At 56.5% G+C, this 18,380-nt stretch carries 18 protein-coding genes; 8 read left to right on the top strand and 10 right to left on the bottom strand.

Going from position 1 to position 18,380, the window contains the following annotated elements:
- Window positions 1–20: 20 nt before the first annotated feature.
- The 9 genes from rapZ to kdsA form a co-directional block, all read right to left on the bottom strand.
- Window positions 21–911, bottom strand: a complete 891-nt coding sequence (gene rapZ, locus ACYQ11_RS16690) for an RNase adapter RapZ (RefSeq protein ID WP_459924951.1) — start codon at window positions 909–911, stop codon at window positions 21–23.
- An 83-nt stretch (window positions 912–994) separates the two neighbouring features.
- Window positions 995–1,453, bottom strand: a complete 459-nt coding sequence (locus tag ACYQ11_RS16685) for a PTS sugar transporter subunit IIA (protein ID WP_459924950.1) — start codon at window positions 1,451–1,453, stop codon at window positions 995–997.
- Between the two features lie 245 nt (window positions 1,454–1,698).
- Complete coding sequence (hpf, locus tag ACYQ11_RS16680) at window positions 1,699–2,115, bottom strand: ribosome hibernation-promoting factor, HPF/YfiA family (protein ID WP_459924949.1); 417 nt, start codon at window positions 2,113–2,115, stop codon at window positions 1,699–1,701.
- 12 nt (window positions 2,116–2,127) lie between these two features.
- The gene (gene rpoN, locus ACYQ11_RS16675) at window positions 2,128–3,576 is read right to left on the bottom strand and encodes an RNA polymerase factor sigma-54 (protein WP_459924948.1); all 1,449 of its coding nucleotides are present in this window, start codon (window positions 3,574–3,576) and stop codon (window positions 2,128–2,130) included.
- A gap of 6 nt (window positions 3,577–3,582) precedes the next feature.
- A complete protein-coding gene (gene lptB, locus ACYQ11_RS16670; protein WP_459924947.1) occupies window positions 3,583–4,305 on the bottom strand; it encodes an LPS export ABC transporter ATP-binding protein in 723 nt (240 codons plus the stop codon).
- 215 nt (window positions 4,306–4,520) lie between these two features.
- Window positions 4,521–5,150: an LptA/OstA family protein gene (locus ACYQ11_RS16665; RefSeq protein ID WP_459924946.1), complete on the bottom strand. Its 630-nt coding sequence runs from the start codon at window positions 5,148–5,150 to the stop codon at window positions 4,521–4,523.
- On the bottom strand, window positions 5,137–5,700 hold the full coding sequence (gene lptC, locus ACYQ11_RS16660; protein WP_459924945.1) for an LPS export ABC transporter periplasmic protein LptC: 564 nt from the start codon (window positions 5,698–5,700) through the stop codon (window positions 5,137–5,139). The genes ACYQ11_RS16665 and lptC overlap by 14 nt, the downstream gene beginning before the upstream one ends.
- A 1-nt stretch (window position 5,701) precedes the next feature.
- A complete protein-coding gene (locus ACYQ11_RS16655) occupies window positions 5,702–6,232 on the bottom strand; it encodes a KdsC family phosphatase (protein WP_459924944.1) in 531 nt (176 codons plus the stop codon).
- Complete coding sequence (gene kdsA, locus ACYQ11_RS16650) at window positions 6,226–7,044, bottom strand: 3-deoxy-8-phosphooctulonate synthase (protein ID WP_459924943.1); 819 nt, start codon at window positions 7,042–7,044, stop codon at window positions 6,226–6,228. The genes ACYQ11_RS16655 and kdsA overlap by 7 nt, the downstream gene beginning before the upstream one ends.
- A gap of 338 nt (window positions 7,045–7,382) precedes the next feature.
- Between kdsA and ACYQ11_RS16645 the strand changes: the two genes are divergently transcribed.
- The 6 genes from ACYQ11_RS16645 to ACYQ11_RS16620 all read left to right on the top strand — a co-directional run bounded on the left by ACYQ11_RS16645 (window position 7,383) and on the right by ACYQ11_RS16620 (window position 14,423).
- Complete coding sequence (locus ACYQ11_RS16645; RefSeq protein ID WP_459924942.1) at window positions 7,383–8,756, top strand: M23 family metallopeptidase; 1,374 nt, start codon at window positions 7,383–7,385, stop codon at window positions 8,754–8,756.
- A gap of 23 nt (window positions 8,757–8,779) precedes the next feature.
- Window positions 8,780–9,946 (top strand): homocysteine biosynthesis protein, encoded by a 1,167-nt coding sequence (locus ACYQ11_RS16640; RefSeq protein WP_459924941.1) that lies wholly within the window; start codon window positions 8,780–8,782, stop codon window positions 9,944–9,946.
- Window positions 9,947–10,039: 93 nt separating this feature from the next.
- Window positions 10,040–10,708, top strand: a complete 669-nt coding sequence (gene lepB, locus ACYQ11_RS16635; RefSeq protein ID WP_459924984.1) for a signal peptidase I — start codon at window positions 10,040–10,042, stop codon at window positions 10,706–10,708.
- A gap of 103 nt (window positions 10,709–10,811) precedes the next feature.
- Entirely contained in the window at window positions 10,812–11,750 is a 939-nt protein-coding gene (locus ACYQ11_RS16630; RefSeq protein WP_459924940.1) for an aspartate carbamoyltransferase catalytic subunit, read from the top strand.
- Window positions 11,734–13,017 (top strand): dihydroorotase, encoded by a 1,284-nt coding sequence (locus ACYQ11_RS16625; protein WP_459924939.1) that lies wholly within the window; start codon window positions 11,734–11,736, stop codon window positions 13,015–13,017. The genes ACYQ11_RS16630 and ACYQ11_RS16625 overlap by 17 nt, the downstream gene beginning before the upstream one ends.
- A gap of 8 nt (window positions 13,018–13,025) precedes the next feature.
- Window positions 13,026–14,423, top strand: coding sequence for a sigma-54-dependent transcriptional regulator (locus ACYQ11_RS16620; RefSeq protein ID WP_459924938.1), 1,398 nt, complete (start codon window positions 13,026–13,028; stop codon window positions 14,421–14,423).
- Window positions 14,424–14,446: 23 nt separating this feature from the next.
- On the opposite strand, the gene ACYQ11_RS16615 is transcribed toward ACYQ11_RS16620, so the two are convergent.
- On the bottom strand, window positions 14,447–15,838 hold the full coding sequence (locus ACYQ11_RS16615; RefSeq protein WP_459924937.1) for an NAD(P)/FAD-dependent oxidoreductase: 1,392 nt from the start codon (window positions 15,836–15,838) through the stop codon (window positions 14,447–14,449).
- 348 nt (window positions 15,839–16,186) lie between these two features.
- Between ACYQ11_RS16615 and ACYQ11_RS16610 the strand changes: the two genes are divergently transcribed.
- Window positions 16,187–17,497, top strand: a complete 1,311-nt coding sequence (locus tag ACYQ11_RS16610) for an ATP-binding protein (protein WP_459924936.1) — start codon at window positions 16,187–16,189, stop codon at window positions 17,495–17,497.
- Between the two features lie 264 nt (window positions 17,498–17,761).
- On the top strand, window positions 17,762–18,307 hold the full coding sequence (locus tag ACYQ11_RS16605; protein ID WP_459924935.1) for a hypothetical protein: 546 nt from the start codon (window positions 17,762–17,764) through the stop codon (window positions 18,305–18,307).
- The last annotated feature ends 73 nt before the right edge of the window (window positions 18,308–18,380 follow it).

Here is an 18,380-nt window from a genome sequence, read left to right as displayed (position 1 = left end):
CGCCGGGGGCCTTGACGCCGTCACGGCGTCTCCCGGTTTTCAGGCTCTTCCATGCCGATGTCCCGGTGGGTGACGGTGACCTTGGCTTCATTCTGCCTGAGATGCTCCAGCAGAAGCTCGGCCACGGTCACGCTGCGGTGACGGCCTCCGGTGCAGCCCACCGAAACCGTCAGATAACGTTTGCCTTCCCGGGCGTATCGGGGAATCAGAAAGTCGATCAGGCCGATATACTTCTCGAGAAAGGCCGGGAAGTCTGGATCCTCGAGTACATAGCGTCGGACCTCGGGGTTCAGTCCGGAAAAATCCTTGAGTTCCGGAACGAAATAGGGGTTCCTCAGAAAACGCACATCCATGACCAGGTCGGCATCCTGGGGAATCCCGTATTTGAAGCCGAACGAGAGAATGTTGATCCGCATCGATTCGGTGTCGGCGTTTTTTTCCGCCATGGATTTGATGATGGATTTCAGGGTCCGGACATCGTAGAGCGAGGTGTCGATGATTTTGTCGGCCTGGTCCCGGATGCCCGCGAGCAGGGAGCGTTCAAGACGGATACTTTCGATGAGGGTCGCCCCCGCGTTCAGCGGATGCTGACGGCGGGTCTGGCTGAACCGTCGGATCAGAACCTTTTCGTCGGCTTCCAGAAAAATGATCTGGAACACGTAGCCCTTGTCGGTCAAATCCCGGAACACCGAGGGATAGGTGGTGATGAATTCCTTTTCCCTCAGGTCCATCACGAAGGCCAGTCCGATGATGCCGGGGGAACTTTTCAGGGGCAGATCCAGAAATTTGGGAAACAGAAGGACCGGCATGTTGTCCACGCAATAGTAACCGGCATCTTCCAGCGCCGACATGGCCGTGCTTTTGCCCGACCCCGACAGGCCCGTGATGATGATGATGTTCAGGTCTTTCATGGTGTTCTCCCACCGTTGACGGATTCTTTAAACGTCCGATCTTACGCGTTTTACGAGACCGTCGCCGTCGGTCCTCTGCGGGGTTAAAAATCGTCGTCCCGGCTTCCGATGGCCGCAAGAACGTCGTCGACCCGGGCCGCTTCCATCAGTTGTTGTTTGAAGCCGTCCGTTTTCAAAAGTTTGGATATGCGCGCAAGGAGCTTGAGGTGCAACCCGGTGGATTCTTCGGGGGTGATCAGGGTAAAGAAAATGTGGGTCGGCTTACCGTCGATGGAATCAAAATCGACCCCCTGGCGGCTGAGGCCGAATCCGATGGCCATGCGGTCGATGGCCTTGGTTTTCCCATGGGGAATGCCCACACCGTCGCCGATGCCGGTACTGCCCAGCTGCTCCCGTTCGATCAGGATGCGGAACAGCTCCTTTGCGGTCAGGCCGGTGCTTTGGGTCAGCGGGGCGACCAACTCTTCGAGTACGCCTTTTTTGTCCCGGGATTTCAGATCGGGAAGGATGGCGTCTGGATGAAGAATATCAAGGATTTTCATGTTTCCTCCGGAAGCCGGATCGATCAGGCATGGTCAGTTTTCCCCCCTGGGCGTTATGTTAAAACAGCACTATTCATACCAGCCCGGCACCCAAGTTTCAAGGCCAAAAGACATCCGGCCCAATAGTAAAGGGCGCTCCGGGGAGCGCCCTTGTTGTTTTCAAATCAGTGTCTTTAAAAACGGTCACATGTCACAGAGCCAAGGGCCGGACCTCCCTGCCCGGTCCCGTTGGCGCACCGGGGGCATCAGATCCCGGCGTTTCCGGAAAAGGCTTCCGCGGGGGCGTTTTCGTCGTAAAGGCTCAGGTCGTCGTCCGCCTGTTCGGCGCCTTCTGCGCCCAGGTGGGTATTCTTGATGCTGTCTCTGGAGTTGGTGGCCCGCTTGTTGATTTTGTCCCGGCTCTTGGTCAGCTGGGTTTTGAGTTTGTCCAGCACCATGTCGATGGACGAATACATGTTGTCGCTTTCTTCTTTGGCATAGATGGTCAGTTTGTCGCTGGCCAGGTTGATCTCCGCCGTGTGGCGGATCTTTTCGACGGAAAAAACGACGTTGGCTTCGGCAGGGTTGTCAAGGAGTTTGTCAAATCGATCAAGTTTCTTTTGAACATATGATCGAAGGGCATCTGATGAATCAAGATTCTTAAAGGTGACAGATACGTGCATAGAATGACCTCCCTAAAATTGTTTGCGTTTACTGGAAGGCAGGATACGCATGGCCTCCCTGTATTTTGCTACGGTTCGTCGAGCAATGTCTATGTTGGCGTCCTCCTTTAGCATCTGGGCGATTTTTTCATCGCTGTAGGGTTTTTGTGGGTTTTCTTTGTCGATGATCTGTTTGATCTTGTCCTGCACACTGACCGAGGCGATGGCCGACTCGCCGTGCACCCGGTTGATCGAGCTGTTGAAAAAGAATTTCAGCTCGAAGATGCCCTGGGGGGTCAGTGCGTATTTGTTGGTGGTGACGCGGCTGATGGTGGATTCGTGCATGCCGATATCCTGGGCCACGTCCCGTAAAACCATGGGTTTGAGATAGGCGATGCCCTTGTCGAAAAATTCCGACTGGAACTTGAGAATGCTTTCCATGACGTTGTAAATGGTTTTCTGGCGCTGATGAATGCTTTTGATCAGCCAGGCCGCCGAACGCATTTTTTCCTGGAGGTACTCCCGCGTTTCGCCGGTCAGGTCCTTGCCCTGGCTGATGGCCTTGCGGTAATAGGGGTTGACCCGCAGCTTGGGCATGCCGTCGTCGTTGAGGACGATGATAAACTCTCCTTCCTCCTTGTATACGAAAATGTCCGGAATGATGTAGTGGGGTTCTTCATCGCTGAAAATCCGTCCCGGTTTGGATTCGAAGCCCTGGATGACCGTCACGGCTGCGAGTACGCCGGTGATGGGGATTTTCAGCGCCCGGGCGATGGCTTTGTAATTCTTGTTTTCCAGATCCTTGATATGGTGGGTGATGATCCGGGTGAGCACCGGGTCATCAATTTTCAGCTGCCGGGCCTGGATCAGGAGGCATTCGCCCAGGGATCGGGCGCAGACGCCGGGCGGATCGAAAGACTGGAGGGTTTCCAGAACGTCCTCGACCATGTCCGCCGGGTAGTTGGACGCGGCGGAGAGTTCCTCGACCGTGGTGGTCAGGTACCCGTCCTGGTCCAGATTGCCGATGATCAGGCAGCCGATTTCTTTTTCGAATTCCGAGGGAAGAAACATCAGGAGCTGCCAGAGCAGATGGTCGTTTAAGGATTTTTTTTCCGACACGAAGGCTTCGAAGCTCGTGCTTTCACGGTGCTCGGCCTCGTAGTGGGTTTTGCCGGTGGAGTTGTATTCCTCGATGTAATTGTCCCAGTCGATGTCGGTATCGAGTTTTTCCTCGATCTTGACTTCACTTTCGGCGGCGGCCTCGGCGGAACGGGGTTCCTCCGCGTCCGGCGATTCATCGGACAACTCCTTGGGGGTGTGTTCAGACAGCTCTTCCAGGGCTGGATTTTCTTCAATTTCCTGGTTGATGGCATCCACGAGTTCAAGTCTGGAAAGCTGCAGAAGCTTGATGGCCTGCTGGAGCTGGGGCGTCATCACCAGTTGCTGGGAAAGTTTGAGTTGCTGCCTGAGTTCAAGTGCCATAGTGCTTTATAATCTGAATTCCTCGCCAAGGTAAATTTTCCGGGCAATTTCGCTGGCGGCGATCTTTTCCGGGGCGCCGGTTTCGATGACCGCGCCGTTGTTCATGATAAACGCCTCGTCGCAGACCCCTAACGTTTCTCGGACATTGTGATCGGAAATCAGCACGCCGATGTTTCTCTCGGTCAGGAGCCCGATGATTTTCTGAATGTCGATCACGGCAATGGGATCCACCCCGGCAAACGGTTCATCGAGCAGGATGAACGCGGGATCGGTGGCCAAAACCCGCGTGATCTCAAGCCGGCGCCGCTCTCCTCCGGACAGGACCGCCGCCTTCTGGTCGGAAAGGTGACGGATTCTCAGTTCATCCAGAAGGGTCTCGGCCTTGCGGAGCTGCTCGGCCCGGGTCAGGGGGAGCAGCTCAAGAATCACCATCACGTTTTCCTTGACCGTGAGGGATTTGAACACCGACGATTCCTGGGGCAGATAGCCGATTCCTTTCCGGGCCCTTATGTACATGGGTTCCCGGGTGATATCGATGCCGTTCACGAGAACGCGGCCCGAATCCGGCCGGATGATTCCCACCGCCATGTAGAAGGTGGTGGTTTTCCCTGCGCCGTTGGGGCCGAGGAGGCCGGTTACCCGGCCGCTTTCCACCTGGAGACTCACGTGATTGACCACGGTCCGGCCGCCATAGGTTTTTTCCAGATTTTCCAGTGTCAGAACAGCCATGGCCGACTATCGGGTATCACGTTGTTGGTTGTCGCGACGGAACCCCCCGCCGTGTGCGTCACGGCGCCGGGTTTCGGCCCGGACCGGGGATGCGTCGCGTCCCGGGGGGCTTTCCCATCTGAAATACAGGTCAAGTATAACATAAGACGTTTGAAAAATATGCCAAAAATTTTTTGATGGTTCGAAAATCAATAAATGGATGACAATTTAGGCACTTATTTTGCATCACTCTGCCCGGAATCCGACGGCCGCCGCCGGGCGTCACCGGCTTTTTCCGCGTCCTCCTCGTAGAAAAACGCCTCGACCCTCTGGTTGGTGCCGCCATGGACGGTCACCTTTCCCGTGGTGCGGTTCATGATGATTGTTTCGCCGGTAATCGTGCTTTTTCCGCTGACCACCTTGGGGCTGCCCCCGGACAGCGTGACGGTATCGTCCTTGCGGTTGAAAACGGCCGTTTCCGCCCAGGCGGTCTTGTCCTCCATGACCATCTTCACCGCACCTGCGGCCACGATGGTCTCGATGCCCCGGGCCGGGTCACTGCCCTTGCCGTCGTCCGCAGACCTTTCGTTTGCGGACGCGTCGTTCCGGTCGGTGTAGGTGATTTTCAGGCGATCGCTGGTCAGGGTCGAACCGTCCTGAATCGCCGTCACGTTACCCTGGAATTCGGCGTAGCGGGCGTCCCGGTCCGAGACCAGGGTATCGGCGGTGATATGGATTTCGGTGCTTTTTTTTGCCGTGTCGGCCAGGGCCTCGCCGGCCCAAGGACAGAGGGCTGCAAGCGTCAGCAGCATGAAAAAGGCAAGGGGGGCGATCCGGACGCGGGATCGATGGTCAGTCCGTTTCAATGAAAACTCCTTTCACGTTTCCTTCCAGCCGGGTGATGCCGGTGTTCATGTCGAGGATCAGCCGGTCACCCGTGATCCGGGACCGGTCTTTGGTGACGGTTGCCGGAACCGGGGTGGTGATCAGACGTTTTTTTTCGGCGTAATGCAGGGTTTCCGTTTTCAGGGTATACGGCCCGTTGACGATCACCACGTGACCCGTGGCCGTGATATCCCGGGTGGTCGTCTCCATGATTCCCTGATCGGAGGTGAGGGTGGTGACGGTTCCGTCTTCGGCGAAGAACACCAGGGTCAGGGCGTGAAACAGGGCTTCGTTCCGGTCCTGGTAGTAGTTGACGGTTTCGGCCTTGAGGCTCCACTGGCGGACTCCGGCCTTGGAGGCCGTGTGGTCCACCCGGTCGAGAGTCAGGGTGGCGCCGGGGTCCGACGGGGAAAACAGGGCGAACCGGCCGGTCTGAAGGCGGTAATTGACAAAGATGATCACCACGACAAGAAGGATCAGGACGATCAGGACGTAGAAGGCGAATTTTATTTTTTCCGGATGGGTCGGCATGTCACAGGAACCGTTCGATCACAGAGTCCCAGAGACCCTGGGCTTTGAGAATCCTCTCGCTGATTTCCCGGACCGCCCCAGCGCCTCCCCTGGCCGTGGTGACGAAAACCGCCGCCGCCCGGGCCTCGGCGCAGGCGTCGGCAACGGCCGTGGGAAGGCCGCAGCGTTTCATGATCCGGATGTCCGGAAGGTCGTCCCCGGCATAGGCAATGGCCGAAGGGGCCAGGCCGGTTTCGCGGACAATGGCGTCAAACACCTCTTCCTTGTGTTTGACGCCGTCGTAAATCCGTGTGACGCCTAAGTTTTCAAGACGCGCCGTCAGTGCCGGAGCCCGGCGGGCCGTGACGATGCCCACCTCGATGCCCGCGTCCATCAAAAGGCGGATGCCCATGCCGTCCTTGACGCTGAATTGTTTCACCTCGTCGCCTAAGGCGGTGTAGATGATGTCGCCGCGGGTAAGCACCCCGTCCACATCCAAAAGCAGCATCCGGATGCCTTTGGCCCTCCGGCTTATGTCATCGTGAATCAGCATACAATTTTCTTGATGGCCGCAAGCTGGGGAAGCAGGGCTTCGATCATGGGAAAATTCAGCGAATTGGGGCCGTCGCACAGGGCCTTGTCCGGGTTTTCATGCACTTCGAGAAAAATGCCGTCCGCCCCGGCAGCCACGGCGGCCCGGGCCAGTAGCGGCGCGTATTCCCGCTGGCCGCCCGAACTCTGCCCCTGGCCTCCGGGCAGTTGGACGCTGTGGGTGGCGTCAAAGATCACCGGGCAGCCGGTTTTCTGCATGATGGGAATGCCCCTGAAGTCCACCGTCAGGTTGTTGTAGCCGAAGGACGAGCCGCGCTCGGTCAGGAAAATGTTTTCGGCTCCGGCGGTCCTGGCCTTGACGACGATGTTGTCCATGTCCCAGGGGGCCAGGAACTGCCCTTTTTTAATGTTCAGCGGTTTGCCGGAGCGGGCGGCTTCGGTGATCAGGTCCGTCTGCCGGCAAAGAAAGGCGGGAATCTGGATCACGTCGAGGACGTCGGCGGCTTCGGCCACTTCGGCGGGGCCATGCACGTCCGAAATGATGGTCAGTCCCAGGGTTTCCTTGAGCTTTCGGAGGATGGCCAGCCCCTCCTGTTTGCCCGGCCCCCGGTACGAGGCGATGGAGGTTCGGTTGGCCTTGTCGTAGGACGCTTTAAATATATAAGGTATTCCCATCCGTGTGGTGAGGTCTTTGAGAAAGGAGGCGATGGCGAAACTGGTGTCATAGTCTTCGATGACGCAGGGTCCGGCGATGAGGAGGAGGGGCTGCCCTTCTCCCGCGTCGATCCGACCTGCCCGGGCAATGCGCTTCATAGATTTTCCTGTTGTTTATTTCACGATAATTTTATAAGAAACGTTCCATACGATTCCGGTCTTTCAGGGTGTATCGTGAGCCTGTATAAAAGTCAAGAAATGACGGCTTCGTAAAACGTCAGATATCTGCGTTACGCGTCATCCCTCGTCACTGCGGCGTACCCTAAGTACGCCTCGTTCCTCGGGATTCGCAAGCCTTGATCTCGAACATTTTACGAAGCCGTCTGAAATTCTACTTTTAAAGAGACCATCAAGAAATCAAATACAAGGCTTGATTGGCGGCTTTTTTGCTGTTATGACTGGTCAAAAAAACAAACGGCAACGGTGGTTCTGATCTCTTGAAAAAAAAATCGACAAACAAAAAAAAAATCCTGTTCCGGCTTCTGATTCCGGCAGTCTTGGCAGCCTGCATTGTCGGGCTGGTGATCAATTACGAAGGTGAGAAACCGTCCCTTGACATGGACTTGCCCATGCGCGCCATCGGGGTGTCGAAACCCCTGACCGGGACGGTGTCGGATCAAAAAAGCGGTCTTCGCTCCGTCTGGATGGCGCTGTCCCAGGGCGGTGTTGACCATGTGCTCCTTGAACAGCGTTTCCCGGTCCGGTTTTATTCCCGGGATGACCGGGTCCATGCGTTCCCGGTCAATCTTCAGATCGAACCCCAGCGGCTGGGACTGGCCGACGGGCCCGCCCTGCTTCGCATAAGGATCAGCGACGGGTCGTTCCGGGGCTGGTTTTCCGGCAATGTCACCTACGTGGAAAAGGAACTGCAGATCGATACCCGCCCGCCGGAAATCGACGTGCTGACCCGGAACCACAACATCGTTCCCGGCGGGGCCGCCCTGATCATCTACCGGGTTTCCGAAACGGGGGGGCGTACCGGGGTCCAGGTGGGCGACGAATTTTTCCCGGGCCATGCCGGGTACTTCAAAGACCCCCACATCATGCTGGCCTTTTTCGCCCTGGCCCACACCCAGGGGCAGAACACACCCATGTTCATCGAAGCCCGGGATGCGGCGGGCAATTCGGCACGGGCCGGGTTCATGCACTACATCGGCCACAAGGAATTCAAGGCCGACCGGATTACCATCAGCGACGGCTTTCTCAATGTCAACATGCCGGGCTTTTCCGTGGATGGGCTCGCGGACACCGGTGACCATCTCGAAAAATTTCTGAAAATCAACCGGGACGTCCGCCGTGAAAACGGACGGCGTATTTTGAGCCCAGGCCCCAAAACCGCTGCGGAGAAATACTGGGACGGGGCTTTTTTGAGGCTCCCCGGCTCGGCCACACGGGCCAATTTTGCCGACCATCGAAGCTATTACTACAATGGGAAGGTCGTGGACCGTCAGTACCACATGGGCATCGACCTGGCTTCGGTCAAGCATGCGGAGGTGCCCGCCGCCAACCGGGGCCGTGTCGCTCTTATCGACACCATCGGCATTTACGGCAAGACCGTGGTCATCGACCATGGGTTCGGGCTTTTTTCCACCTATTCCCACCTGAGCCGGACCAGCGTGAACGAGGGGGATATGGTAGCCAAAGGCGATATCATCGGCAACACCGGCATTACCGGTCTGACCGGTGGCGATCATCTTCATTACGGCATGTTTGTCGATCATGTGTTCGTCGATCCCCTTCAGTGGTGGGACCCGTCCTGGATCGAAAACAACATCACATCCAAACTCAGCGGAACAGGAGCCGTAAGGTAAAGGCTCCGGAACGGATGGGTAACGTGGCGAAACATCAGATCAACAAAACCTACGCGCAGATCAACGAAAAAATCAAACGGGGCGACGTCGTCGTCGTCACGGCCGATGAGATCATCGACATCGTCCGCGAAGAGGGGCCGGTGGAAGCGGCCCGCCGGGTGGACGTCGTCACCACGGGCACCTTCGCGCCCATGTGTTCGTCGGGCGTGTTCATCAATATCGGCCAGTCCCGCCCCCTGATCCGCACGACGAAGACCTTTTTCAACAATGTGGAAGCCTATTCGGGCGTGGCGGCCATCGACTGTTATATCGGCGCCACGGCGGTATGCGAAGACGATCCGCTGAACAAGGTCTATCCCGGTGAATTCAACTACGGCGGCGGTCATGTGATCGAGGATCTGGTGGCCGGACGCACGGTGCATATCAAAGCCGGAAGCTACGGCACGGACTGTTATCCCAATCGGGAAATCGAGCGGGAGGTGACCCTGGCCGATCTGCCCATGGCTGTGATGTGCAACCCCAGAAACGCCTACCAGAACTACAACGCGGCCATCAACACGGCCAACAAGACCGTCTATACCTACATGGGGACCTTAAAGCCCCGGGGCGGCAACGTGAACTACTGCAGCGCCGGCCAGTTGAGCCCCCTTTTGAACGATCCCTACTACAAGACCATCGGCATCGGCACCCGGATTTTCATCGGCGGTGCCCAGGGCTTCGTGACGGGGCCGGGGACGCAGCACAATCCCGGCCAGATCCGCACGGCCGGCGGCGTTCCCGTCCGCCCCTCGGGGACGATCTGGACCATGGGGGATCTCAAACAGATGAGCCGGGACTGGGTGAGGGGCCTGAGCATCCGGGGATACGGCTGCTCGCTGGCCCTCGGCATCGGCATTCCCATTCCCATTCTCAACGAGGAGATCGCCCAATACACGGCGGTTTCCGACGAGGACATCTTTACCCAGGTGCTGGATTTCGGCCACAACTATCCCAACGGCATTTTCGACAGCCTGGGGCAGGTCAGCTACGCCCAGCTGAGAAGCGGAACGATTCACCTGGACGGCCGGGATATCCAGACGGTGCCCCTGTCGAGCATGGTCAAAGCCCGTCAGATCGCAGATATACTCAAACAATGGATTCGAGACGGGGAATTCTTTCTGGGTGAACCCCAGGAAACCCTGCCCCTTTAGCCCGATTTCCGACCCTCTACGGTGAGGCACCACGTGAAAGACAAAAACGATAAAGCAAGCGCTCCAAAAACGGAGAGCAAGCCCCGGAAGGGGATGCTGCGGGAAAATGCCGAGGCACTGATCATCGCCCTGATCCTGGCCCTGTTCATCCGCACCTTCATTGTCCAGGCCTTCAAGATTCCCACGGGCTCCATGCTCGACACCCTTCAGATCGGCGATCACATTCTGGTCAACAAATTCATTTACGGGGTCAAGCTTCCCTTTGTCCGGAAAACCATCATTCCCATCAGCGAGCCTGAGCGCGAGGATATCGTGGTGTTCATCTACCCGGTGGACAAGCGCGATTTCATCAAGCGGGTTGTGGCCGTGGCCGGGGACACCCTGGAAATCCGTGACAAAAAGGTTTATGTGAACGGAGAGTGGATGGGGCCCCGGGATTATGTGCGGTTTACCATGGACGAGATTGTGCCGCCGGTGATTCCCAAAGATACCTTCGAGGGCATCTGGCTCGACCAGATCAACCGGTTTGGTGAAGTCCAGGGGATGGACAGGCGCTTTGTCAAAGACAATTTCGGTCCCGTCACCATCCCCGAGGGGCATCTGTTCGTCATGGGGGACAATAGGGACAACAGCCACGACAGCCGGTTCTGGGGGTTCGTTCCCCTGGAATCGGTCAAGGGAAAAGCCTTTATTATCTACTGGTCCTGGGACAGCGAGAACTTCGGCGTGCGCTGGAGCAGGCTGGGGGATCTCCTGAAATAAAAGGCTTGAAAACAAATCAAAACAGACATAAGAAACGGCCGGTGTTTGACTGCCGGCCCCAGGGTTCGGTTCTTTCGTAAACGTAACGATTTGCAGGGGGAACATGCAATTACGGAAAAAGGACATTCTGGACATCGAGTCTCTGACCGTCGATGAAATCAATCTGATTCTCGATACGGCCGAGGGGATGAAGGAAATTTCGGAGCGCCCCATCAAGAAAGTCCCCACCTTGAGGGGGAAAACCATCATTTTGTTTTTTCATGAACCCAGCACCCGGACCAAGGTGTCCTTCGATATCGCGGCCAAACGCCTGAGCGCGGACAGCATTTCCATTGCCGCGAGCTCCAGCAGCATGGTCAAGGGGGAAACCCTGATCGACACGGCCACGACCCTGGAAGCCATGAAGCCCGACATCATCGTGATGCGTCATTCCGCAGGCGGGGCGCCTCATCTGATGGCCAGACACGTCAAGGCCTCGGTGATCAACGGCGGGGACGGCATGCACGCCCATCCCACCCAGGCCCTTTTGGACATGATGAGTGCCCGCCAGAGGCTGGGGGATCTTTCCGGCAAGCGGGTGGCCATTATCGGCGACATCGCCCACAGCCGGGTGGCCCGGTCCAACGCCGTGGGATTCACCAAAATGGGGGCCAGTGTCGTGCTTTCGGGGCCGCCCACCATGATTCCCAAAGGCATTGAAACCTACGGCGCGGATGTGACCTGCGACATGGACGAGGCCATCACCGATGCCGATATCATCATGATGCTCCGGATCCAGAAAGAGCGTCAGGAAAATTTTCTGTTTTCCACGGTCCGGGAATATTCGCGTTACTACGGTCTTTCGGAAGCGCGGGTCAAACGGGCGAAAAAAGACGTTCTCATCATGCACCCCGGCCCCATGAACCGGGGGGTCGAAATTTCCGAAGCCGTGGCCGACGGTCCCTATTCGATCATTCTCGACCAGGTGACCAACGGCGTGGCCCTGCGTATGGCCCTGTTTTATCTTCTTGCGGGAGGAAGCCGAGATGGCGACACTCATTAAAGGCGGCCGGGTCCTCGATCCCGGACACTGTGACGAGCTGCTGGATCTGATCATCGAAAACGGCCGTATTGCCGCCATAAAAAAACCCGGACAAGGCGCCGGGGATGACGTTATCGATCAGATTATCGATGCCTCAGGCAAACTGGTGGTGCCGGGCCTGATCGACATGCATGTGCACTTGAGGGAGCCGGGGTTCGAATACAAGGAAACCATCGAAAGCGGATGCCGGGCCGCGGCCCACGGCGGGTTCACGGCGGTCTGCGCCATGCCCAACACAAAGCCCGTCAACGACAACCGCCAGGTCACCGAATACGTGATCCGTCAGGCGAAGGCCGCCGGCTACGCCAAGGTCTATCCGGCGGCGGCCATCAGCGTGGGGTCCAAAGGCCAGTCCCTGGCCGAATACGGTGATTTGAAAGAGGCCGGTGCCGTGGCGTTGACCGACGACGGCATGCCCGTCGAAAACGGCCAGCTGATGCGCAGAGCCCTGGAATATGCCCGGGGCTTTGATTTGCCCATCATCGCCCATTGCGAGGACATGACCCTGGTGGCCGGGGGCTGCATGAACGAGGGCGAGACGGCCACGCGTCTGGGACTGGCCGGCATCCCCAATTTGTCGGAAAGCATCATGGTGATCCGGGATATCGGTCTCTGTGAACTGACCGGCGGGCGCCTGCACATCGCCCATGTGAGCACCGAAGAATCGATCGAGGCCATTCGTGCGGCCAAGGCCCGGGGCGTGCGGGTGACGGCGGAAACGGCGCCCCATTATTTTACCCTGACCGAAAGGGCGGTGGGGTCTTTCGACACCCACGCCAAGATGAATCCGCCCCTTCGCAGCGAAAAAGACCGGCAGGCCGTCCGCGCCGCCCTGGCCGACGGGACCCTGGACGTGATCGCCACGGACCACGCGCCCCATTCGCCGCTTGAAAAGAACGTCGAATTCGCCCAGGCCGCCAACGGCATCATCGGCCTGGAAACGGCCCTGCCCCTGTCCCTTGCCCTGGTTCGGGACGGCGTTCTTTCCCTTGCAGACCTCATCGCCAAGCTGACGGTGAACCCGGCATCGGTTCTGGGCGTAAGCTCGGGCATCCGGATTGACGGCCCGGCGGATATCACCATCATCGACCTGGACGCGGCCTGGACCCTCACGGCCGAGGCCCTTCAGTCGAAAAGCCGCAACATGCCCTTCGACGGCTGGACCCTGACGGGCAGGGCGGTGTTAACGATGGTCGACGGACGGATTGTTTTCAAGGACATGGATTGAGGTCAGGTATGACGGAGCAGGCGTCAGGCGCACACATTCTGGTGGTTGACGATGAACTCAGCATGCGGGAATTTCTCGAGCTGATGCTTGTCAAGGCCGGATACCGTGTGGATTGTGCCGAGAACGGCAAAGACGCCCTGGCCCTGATCACAAAGCATCTTTACGATCTGGTGCTGACCGATATAAGACTGGGAGACCTGTCCGGGCTGGACGTGCTGCGGGCCGCGAAAAAACGTCAGGCCGAAACCGTGGTGATTCTGATTTCCGCTTACGCCACCACGGAAACCGCCGTCGAAGCCATGAACGACGGGGCCTACGATTATGTGCCCAAGCCCTTTGACAATACCGAACTCAAGGCCACCATCGCCCGGGCTCTTGCCCTGAAAACCTCGGAGCGGGAGAAAGAGGATCTGGCCGAGGAGACCCGAAGTCACCTTCATTTTGATTCCATGATCGGCGACAGTCCGGCCATGAAGCGCATTTACACCCTGATCGAGCAGGTGGCCCGGGCCAGAACCAACGTGATGATCACCGGTGAGAGCGGCACCGGCAAGGAACTGATCGCCAGCTCCATTCACCATCTGAGCGACCGGAAGCACAAACCCTTTGTGACGGTCAACTGCGGCGGCATCCCCGAAACCCTGATGGAAAGCGAGCTGTTCGGCCACAAGAAAGGCTCGTTCACCGGGGCCAGCACGGACAAGAAGGGGTTGTTCGAAGAAGCCCACGGCGGAACGATTTTCCTCGATGAAATCGGCGAGCTGACCATGCCGCTCCAGGTCAAGTTGCTGCGGGCCGTTCAGCAGCGGTCCTTCAAGCCCGTGGGGGACACCAAGGATGTGGACGTGGACATCCGCATCATCAGCGCCACCAACAAGAAACTCGAGGAAGAGGTGATGGCCGGCAACTTCCGCGAGGATCTGTTCTACCGCCTGAACGTCATCGAAATCAAGGTGCCCGCCCTGCGTGAACGCAAAAGCGATCTCAAGGCCCTGGCCCAGTTTTTCCTCGACAAGTATTCCCGGGAGATGGGTAAGGACATCACCAAGATATCGTCCTACGCCGTGGAGCTTCTGACCAAATACGATTTTCCCGGCAACGTGCGGGAACTGGAAAACCTGATCGAACGCAGTGTGGCCCTGTCCACCACCAACATCATTCTGCCCGAAAGTCTGTCTCTGTCTTCCTACAAACGCCGCTGGATCGAAGGGGTGCCCAATCGCCGCTTCGACCTCCAGGACGTGGAGCACGGGGTCCAGCTCGACGACGTGATGAACGCCATCGAAAAAGCCTACATTCAGAAGGCCCTCGAATGCACCGGCGGCAACAAGAGCAAGGCCGCCCGGCTCCTCGACATCACCTTCCGATCCATGCGCTACCGCTGTGAAAAGCTGGGCATAGACTGACCCGCTTCACTCATAATCCCGTTTTACGATGCCCTCATTCGCCGGACAATGGCCTTGGCCGGAATCAGCCCCGTGGCTGCGGCGGATACGATGTTTCCCGCCACCCCGGGGCCGTCGCCCGCGATAAACATCCCGTTTATTTCGGTTTCCAGATCGTTTGAGCTGTCGATCTGGGTGGAAAAGAACTTGATTTCCGGGGCGTAAAGCAGGGTCTCGTCGTTGGTGACCCCTGGGACGACCCGGTCGAGTTTCTCCAGCCCTTCGACAAGGTTGGTCAGAATCCGTTCGGGCAGGGTCATGGCGATGTCGCCGCAGACCACATCGGGCAGGGTGGGCTCGATGTAGCTGTTGCGGATGCGGGACCAGGTGCTTCGCCGTCCCCGTTTGAGGTCCCCGAACCGCTGGAGAATCGGTTTGCCGCCGCCGATCAGTGAGGACAGGTAGCCCACGGATTCGCCGTAGGCCAGGTTGTCGGTCACCGGTTCGGTGAGAATCACCTTGGACAGAAAAGCGAAGTTGGTGTTGTCGGACTTGCGGTCCATCAGGGCATGGCCGTTGACACAGACGAAGTTCTTGTAGCTCTCCGTGGAGACAAATCCTCCCCGGTTGGTGCAGAAGGTCCGGGTTTCATCGTCGTATTTTGGCGTCCGGATGAAAAACGTGGGGTCGTAGATCACCTTGCACAGGTCCTGCATGATGTCGTTGTGAACCTCCACCCGCACCCCGATTTCGATGCCCCGCTGACTGAGGCCGACCCCTAAGGCCTGGGCCTGTTTCGACACCCATTCGGCCCCCACCCGCCCCGGGGCCAGGATCAGGTTCGGGGCCTTGTATTCGGCCTTGTTTGTGACCAGCCCGGTGACGCGGCCCTCGGTCACCCGGATGTCCAGGGCTTCCTCGTCGGTGTGGATGCGGACCTTGTTTGCAATCAGATGATCATGAAACCGGGCGATGTGGGAGGGCAGATGGTCGCTGCCCAGGTGCTTCTGCTTGATGATCAGAAGGTTGATGCCGTTTTGCTTGGCGGTCTTGCGGATGGCCTCGGCTTTCGGCATGTCCGTGGGGTAGACCTCGCCGTCCATGCCGAACCGGTTGAAAATCGCCTCGGTCTCGTCGATGAGGGCCTGGGCTTCGCTTCGGGGCATGAACTGGGTGAGATCGGTCTTGCCCAGTTTGGGGATGTAGTTGAGCTTGCCGTCGGAAAACAGCCCCGCGCCTCCGATCCCCGAAAGAATATGGCAGGGGTCGCATTTCATGCACCTGCCGGTCTTGGCATTGGGGCAGCGCCTCTGTAAGGCCGTTTTCCCCTTTTCGATCAAAAGTATGTCAAGGTCGCTGTGCTCGCACAGGTAATGGGCGGCGAACAGCCCGGCCGGGCCGCCCCCCACAATGATCACATCGGCGTCTTGCTTCATGGCCTCGTACCTCGTTTTTTTCAATTGGCACGGCTGACCGGCGAATCAAACGACCGGATCAGGCGGGCAGGGACAAAAGATACCCCAATGTACCACGATTCCCATCCCTTGATGAAGGCTTTTTGCGGGAATGGATCTGAGGGTACCTACGGGCCTCCGAAAAAATATTTTATCCCATCATGCATCACTGGTTTCACATCATCGTTGAACGGGCTTCTCTCAAAAACTTCTCGCCAAACACGGTTCCCGCACATCCAGGAAAAATCCTTGCCATTTTATAGCGAAACCGGCAATAATTATTACCAGTTTCAACATTGACTGGAAAAATTGACAGCCGGAGGTTTCGTCATGATGGACATGCTTAAAGAAATAATCCTCAATTTTCAGGAGAGGAACCTGTCGACAGGTGTGCCCAGACGGGTTGCTGTCTCACAGGTTCCGGGCAAAGCCACGGTTTGCATCGGTGTACGACGCGGCGGCAAGTCGACATTTATGTTTCAGCTGATGAAAAAACTGGAGGACTCCGGCGTTTCCCGTCAGAACATTCTCTATCTGAACTTTTTCGATGACAGGCTTCACAGCTTGCAGCACAAAAACCTGGGTGTGATCCTGGAGGCCTATTTCTCGCTCTATCCGGAAAAAAAGAACACCGAAAAGGTTTATTGCTTTTTTGATGAAATCCAGGTCGTATCCGGCTGGGAGCCCTTCATTGACCGTTTGATGCGCACGGAAACGTGTGAGGTGTATATCACCGGATCGTCGGCTCAGATGCTCTCCCGGGAGATTGCGACCCAGATGCGCGGGCGGGCGCTGTCCTGGGAAATGTTTCCGTTTTCATTTCGTGAGTTTCTCGATTTCAAAGGGATTGCGAGCGACGGTCCATTCTCGACCAAAAAACGTTTGACCATTCAGAAAGCATTCGAGGAGTATTGGGAAACCGGCGGTTTTCCCGAGGTTGCAGGTCTCGACCGGATATTGAGGCTAAAGACCCACCAGGAGTATTTTAACGCAATGCTGTTCCGCGATCTCGTCGAACGCCATGATATCTCTCACCCCAGGGCGGTTGCAGAACTGGCTCATTGGCTGGTGGACAATACAGGGTCTCTCTATTCCATCAACAACCTGACCAATTATTTGAAATCTCTGGGCCATAAAGCGCCGAAATCAGCCGTCTCGGATTATCTCGAATGGTTCGAAGATGCCTTTGTTCTGTTCACGGTGCGCATCTTTGACGCCTCACTGGCCCGGGCCAACACCAACCCTAAGAAGATTTATTGTGTCGATCACTCTCTGGTGACATCGATCAGCTCCGGGATTCTAGTCAATTCAGGTCATCTTCTGGAAAATCTGGTATTCATCGCCCTGCGTCGGGTTACACCGGACATCTTTTACTACAAGACCAGAGCGGGCCGGGAAGTTGATTTCATCGCCGGACGGCAAGACCCGTCTCGCCTGCTTGTTCAGGTCTGTGAATCGATGGCCGACCCGCTAACCCGAAAGCGTGAGACCACCGCGCTTGCCGAAGCCATGGCCGAACTGAAACTGTCCCAGGGCATTATTGTAACACGTCACGAGGAAGAACAGATACCGGTTGATTCCGGAAAGATTGACGTGGTTCCGGTCTGGCGGTTTCTGCTGAATGATGCGACCCGGTCATAAAAGATCGTCTCCGCAACATCAAACAACCCGACATCGGTAAATACCTCCTTGGCCATGTCGGCGACAGCTCTGTCAGCATTTCACGGAAACGATTGCGGTTGAAAATGGAAGAGGATTTGGAATTAAAGCGACTATTTGATGGGATTTTGGAGGAGTTGTCAAGAATAAAGATTTGACTCCAAATCGTATAAGTATTTCAATTTAATTGGTAATTTGGATGAATTCCATGATGCGGCAAATATCAGTGGACGTCTGTATGGTGATATGGGAAAACTCCTTTTTAATGAAGCAACGTCAAGTTATAATACCGGCTTTATAAAAGGCCTGTTCCATCAGCTTGATTTTCTGGATGATTTAAGAGATGCTGAAAAAAATGTGGAAGCTCTTGAAAAAAGTGTTTCATTAGCAAATACTCAGAGGTACGTGGATGTTGTAGCTGATGGAGGGCGTAAGTTTGAGCTGAAGAATTATTCACACTATACCGGAGATAATATTAAAAATGTTATCAAAGGGCTTGATAAAGAATTGGCTCAGGCCATGGCTAATATGGCATCAGATGACATGGTCGAAGCAGCTTTAAAAAAGATACATTTTGTATTTCGAGGAAGTCCGCAAGGGGCGGAGCAGATGATCAAACAAATGAAAGACGCCGGGCTTAAAAAGTTACCAAAACGAACACATAAAAAGGCAAGGGCTTTGTTTGAACAGCAAATGGATGACGCATTGACAGCCGTTACGGGCAATATTAAAAGAACTATGCCGGAATTGGGTGAGATGGTTGTTTTTCAAGGAAAGACAGTGCCGTATTAATAATATGAGGGGTTACTATGCATAAAGAGTACTATAGGAGGAACAGGGAACAGGGGACAGGCAAAAATTATTC

Source organism: Desulfatiferula olefinivorans (genome assembly GCF_054657895.1).
Note: the sequence above shows the minus strand (reverse complement) of the source record. Positions and strands in the feature narration are given on the sequence as shown.

Coding starts and splice junctions, on each gene's coding strand:
- rapZ (WP_459924951.1), bottom strand. CDS start 911: ATGAAAGACCTGAACATCATCATCATCACGGGCCTGTCGGGGTCGGGC.
- ACYQ11_RS16685 (WP_459924950.1), bottom strand. CDS start 1,453: ATGAAAATCCTTGATATTCTTCATCCAGACGCCATCCTTCCCGATCTG.
- hpf (WP_459924949.1), bottom strand. CDS start 2,115: ATGCACGTATCTGTCACCTTTAAGAATCTTGATTCATCAGATGCCCTT.
- rpoN (WP_459924948.1), bottom strand. CDS start 3,576: ATGGCACTTGAACTCAGGCAGCAACTCAAACTTTCCCAGCAACTGGTG.
- lptB (WP_459924947.1), bottom strand. CDS start 4,305: ATGGCTGTTCTGACACTGGAAAATCTGGAAAAAACCTATGGCGGCCGG.
- lptC (WP_459924945.1), bottom strand. CDS start 5,700: ATGCCGACCCATCCGGAAAAAATAAAATTCGCCTTCTACGTCCTGATC.
- ACYQ11_RS16655 (WP_459924944.1), bottom strand. CDS start 6,232: ATGCTGATTCACGATGACATAAGCCGGAGGGCCAAAGGCATCCGGATG.
- kdsA (WP_459924943.1), bottom strand. CDS start 7,044: ATGAAGCGCATTGCCCGGGCAGGTCGGATCGACGCGGGAGAAGGGCAG.
- lepB (WP_459924984.1), top strand. CDS start 10,040: ATGCTGCGGGAAAATGCCGAGGCACTGATCATCGCCCTGATCCTGGCC.
- ACYQ11_RS16630 (WP_459924940.1), top strand. CDS start 10,812: ATGCAATTACGGAAAAAGGACATTCTGGACATCGAGTCTCTGACCGTC.
- ACYQ11_RS16625 (WP_459924939.1), top strand. CDS start 11,734: ATGGCGACACTCATTAAAGGCGGCCGGGTCCTCGATCCCGGACACTGT.
- ACYQ11_RS16620 (WP_459924938.1), top strand. CDS start 13,026: ATGACGGAGCAGGCGTCAGGCGCACACATTCTGGTGGTTGACGATGAA.
- ACYQ11_RS16615 (WP_459924937.1), bottom strand. CDS start 15,838: ATGAAGCAAGACGCCGATGTGATCATTGTGGGGGGCGGCCCGGCCGGG.
- ACYQ11_RS16610 (WP_459924936.1), top strand. CDS start 16,187: ATGATGGACATGCTTAAAGAAATAATCCTCAATTTTCAGGAGAGGAAC.
- ACYQ11_RS16605 (WP_459924935.1), top strand. CDS start 17,762: ATGGGAAAACTCCTTTTTAATGAAGCAACGTCAAGTTATAATACCGGC.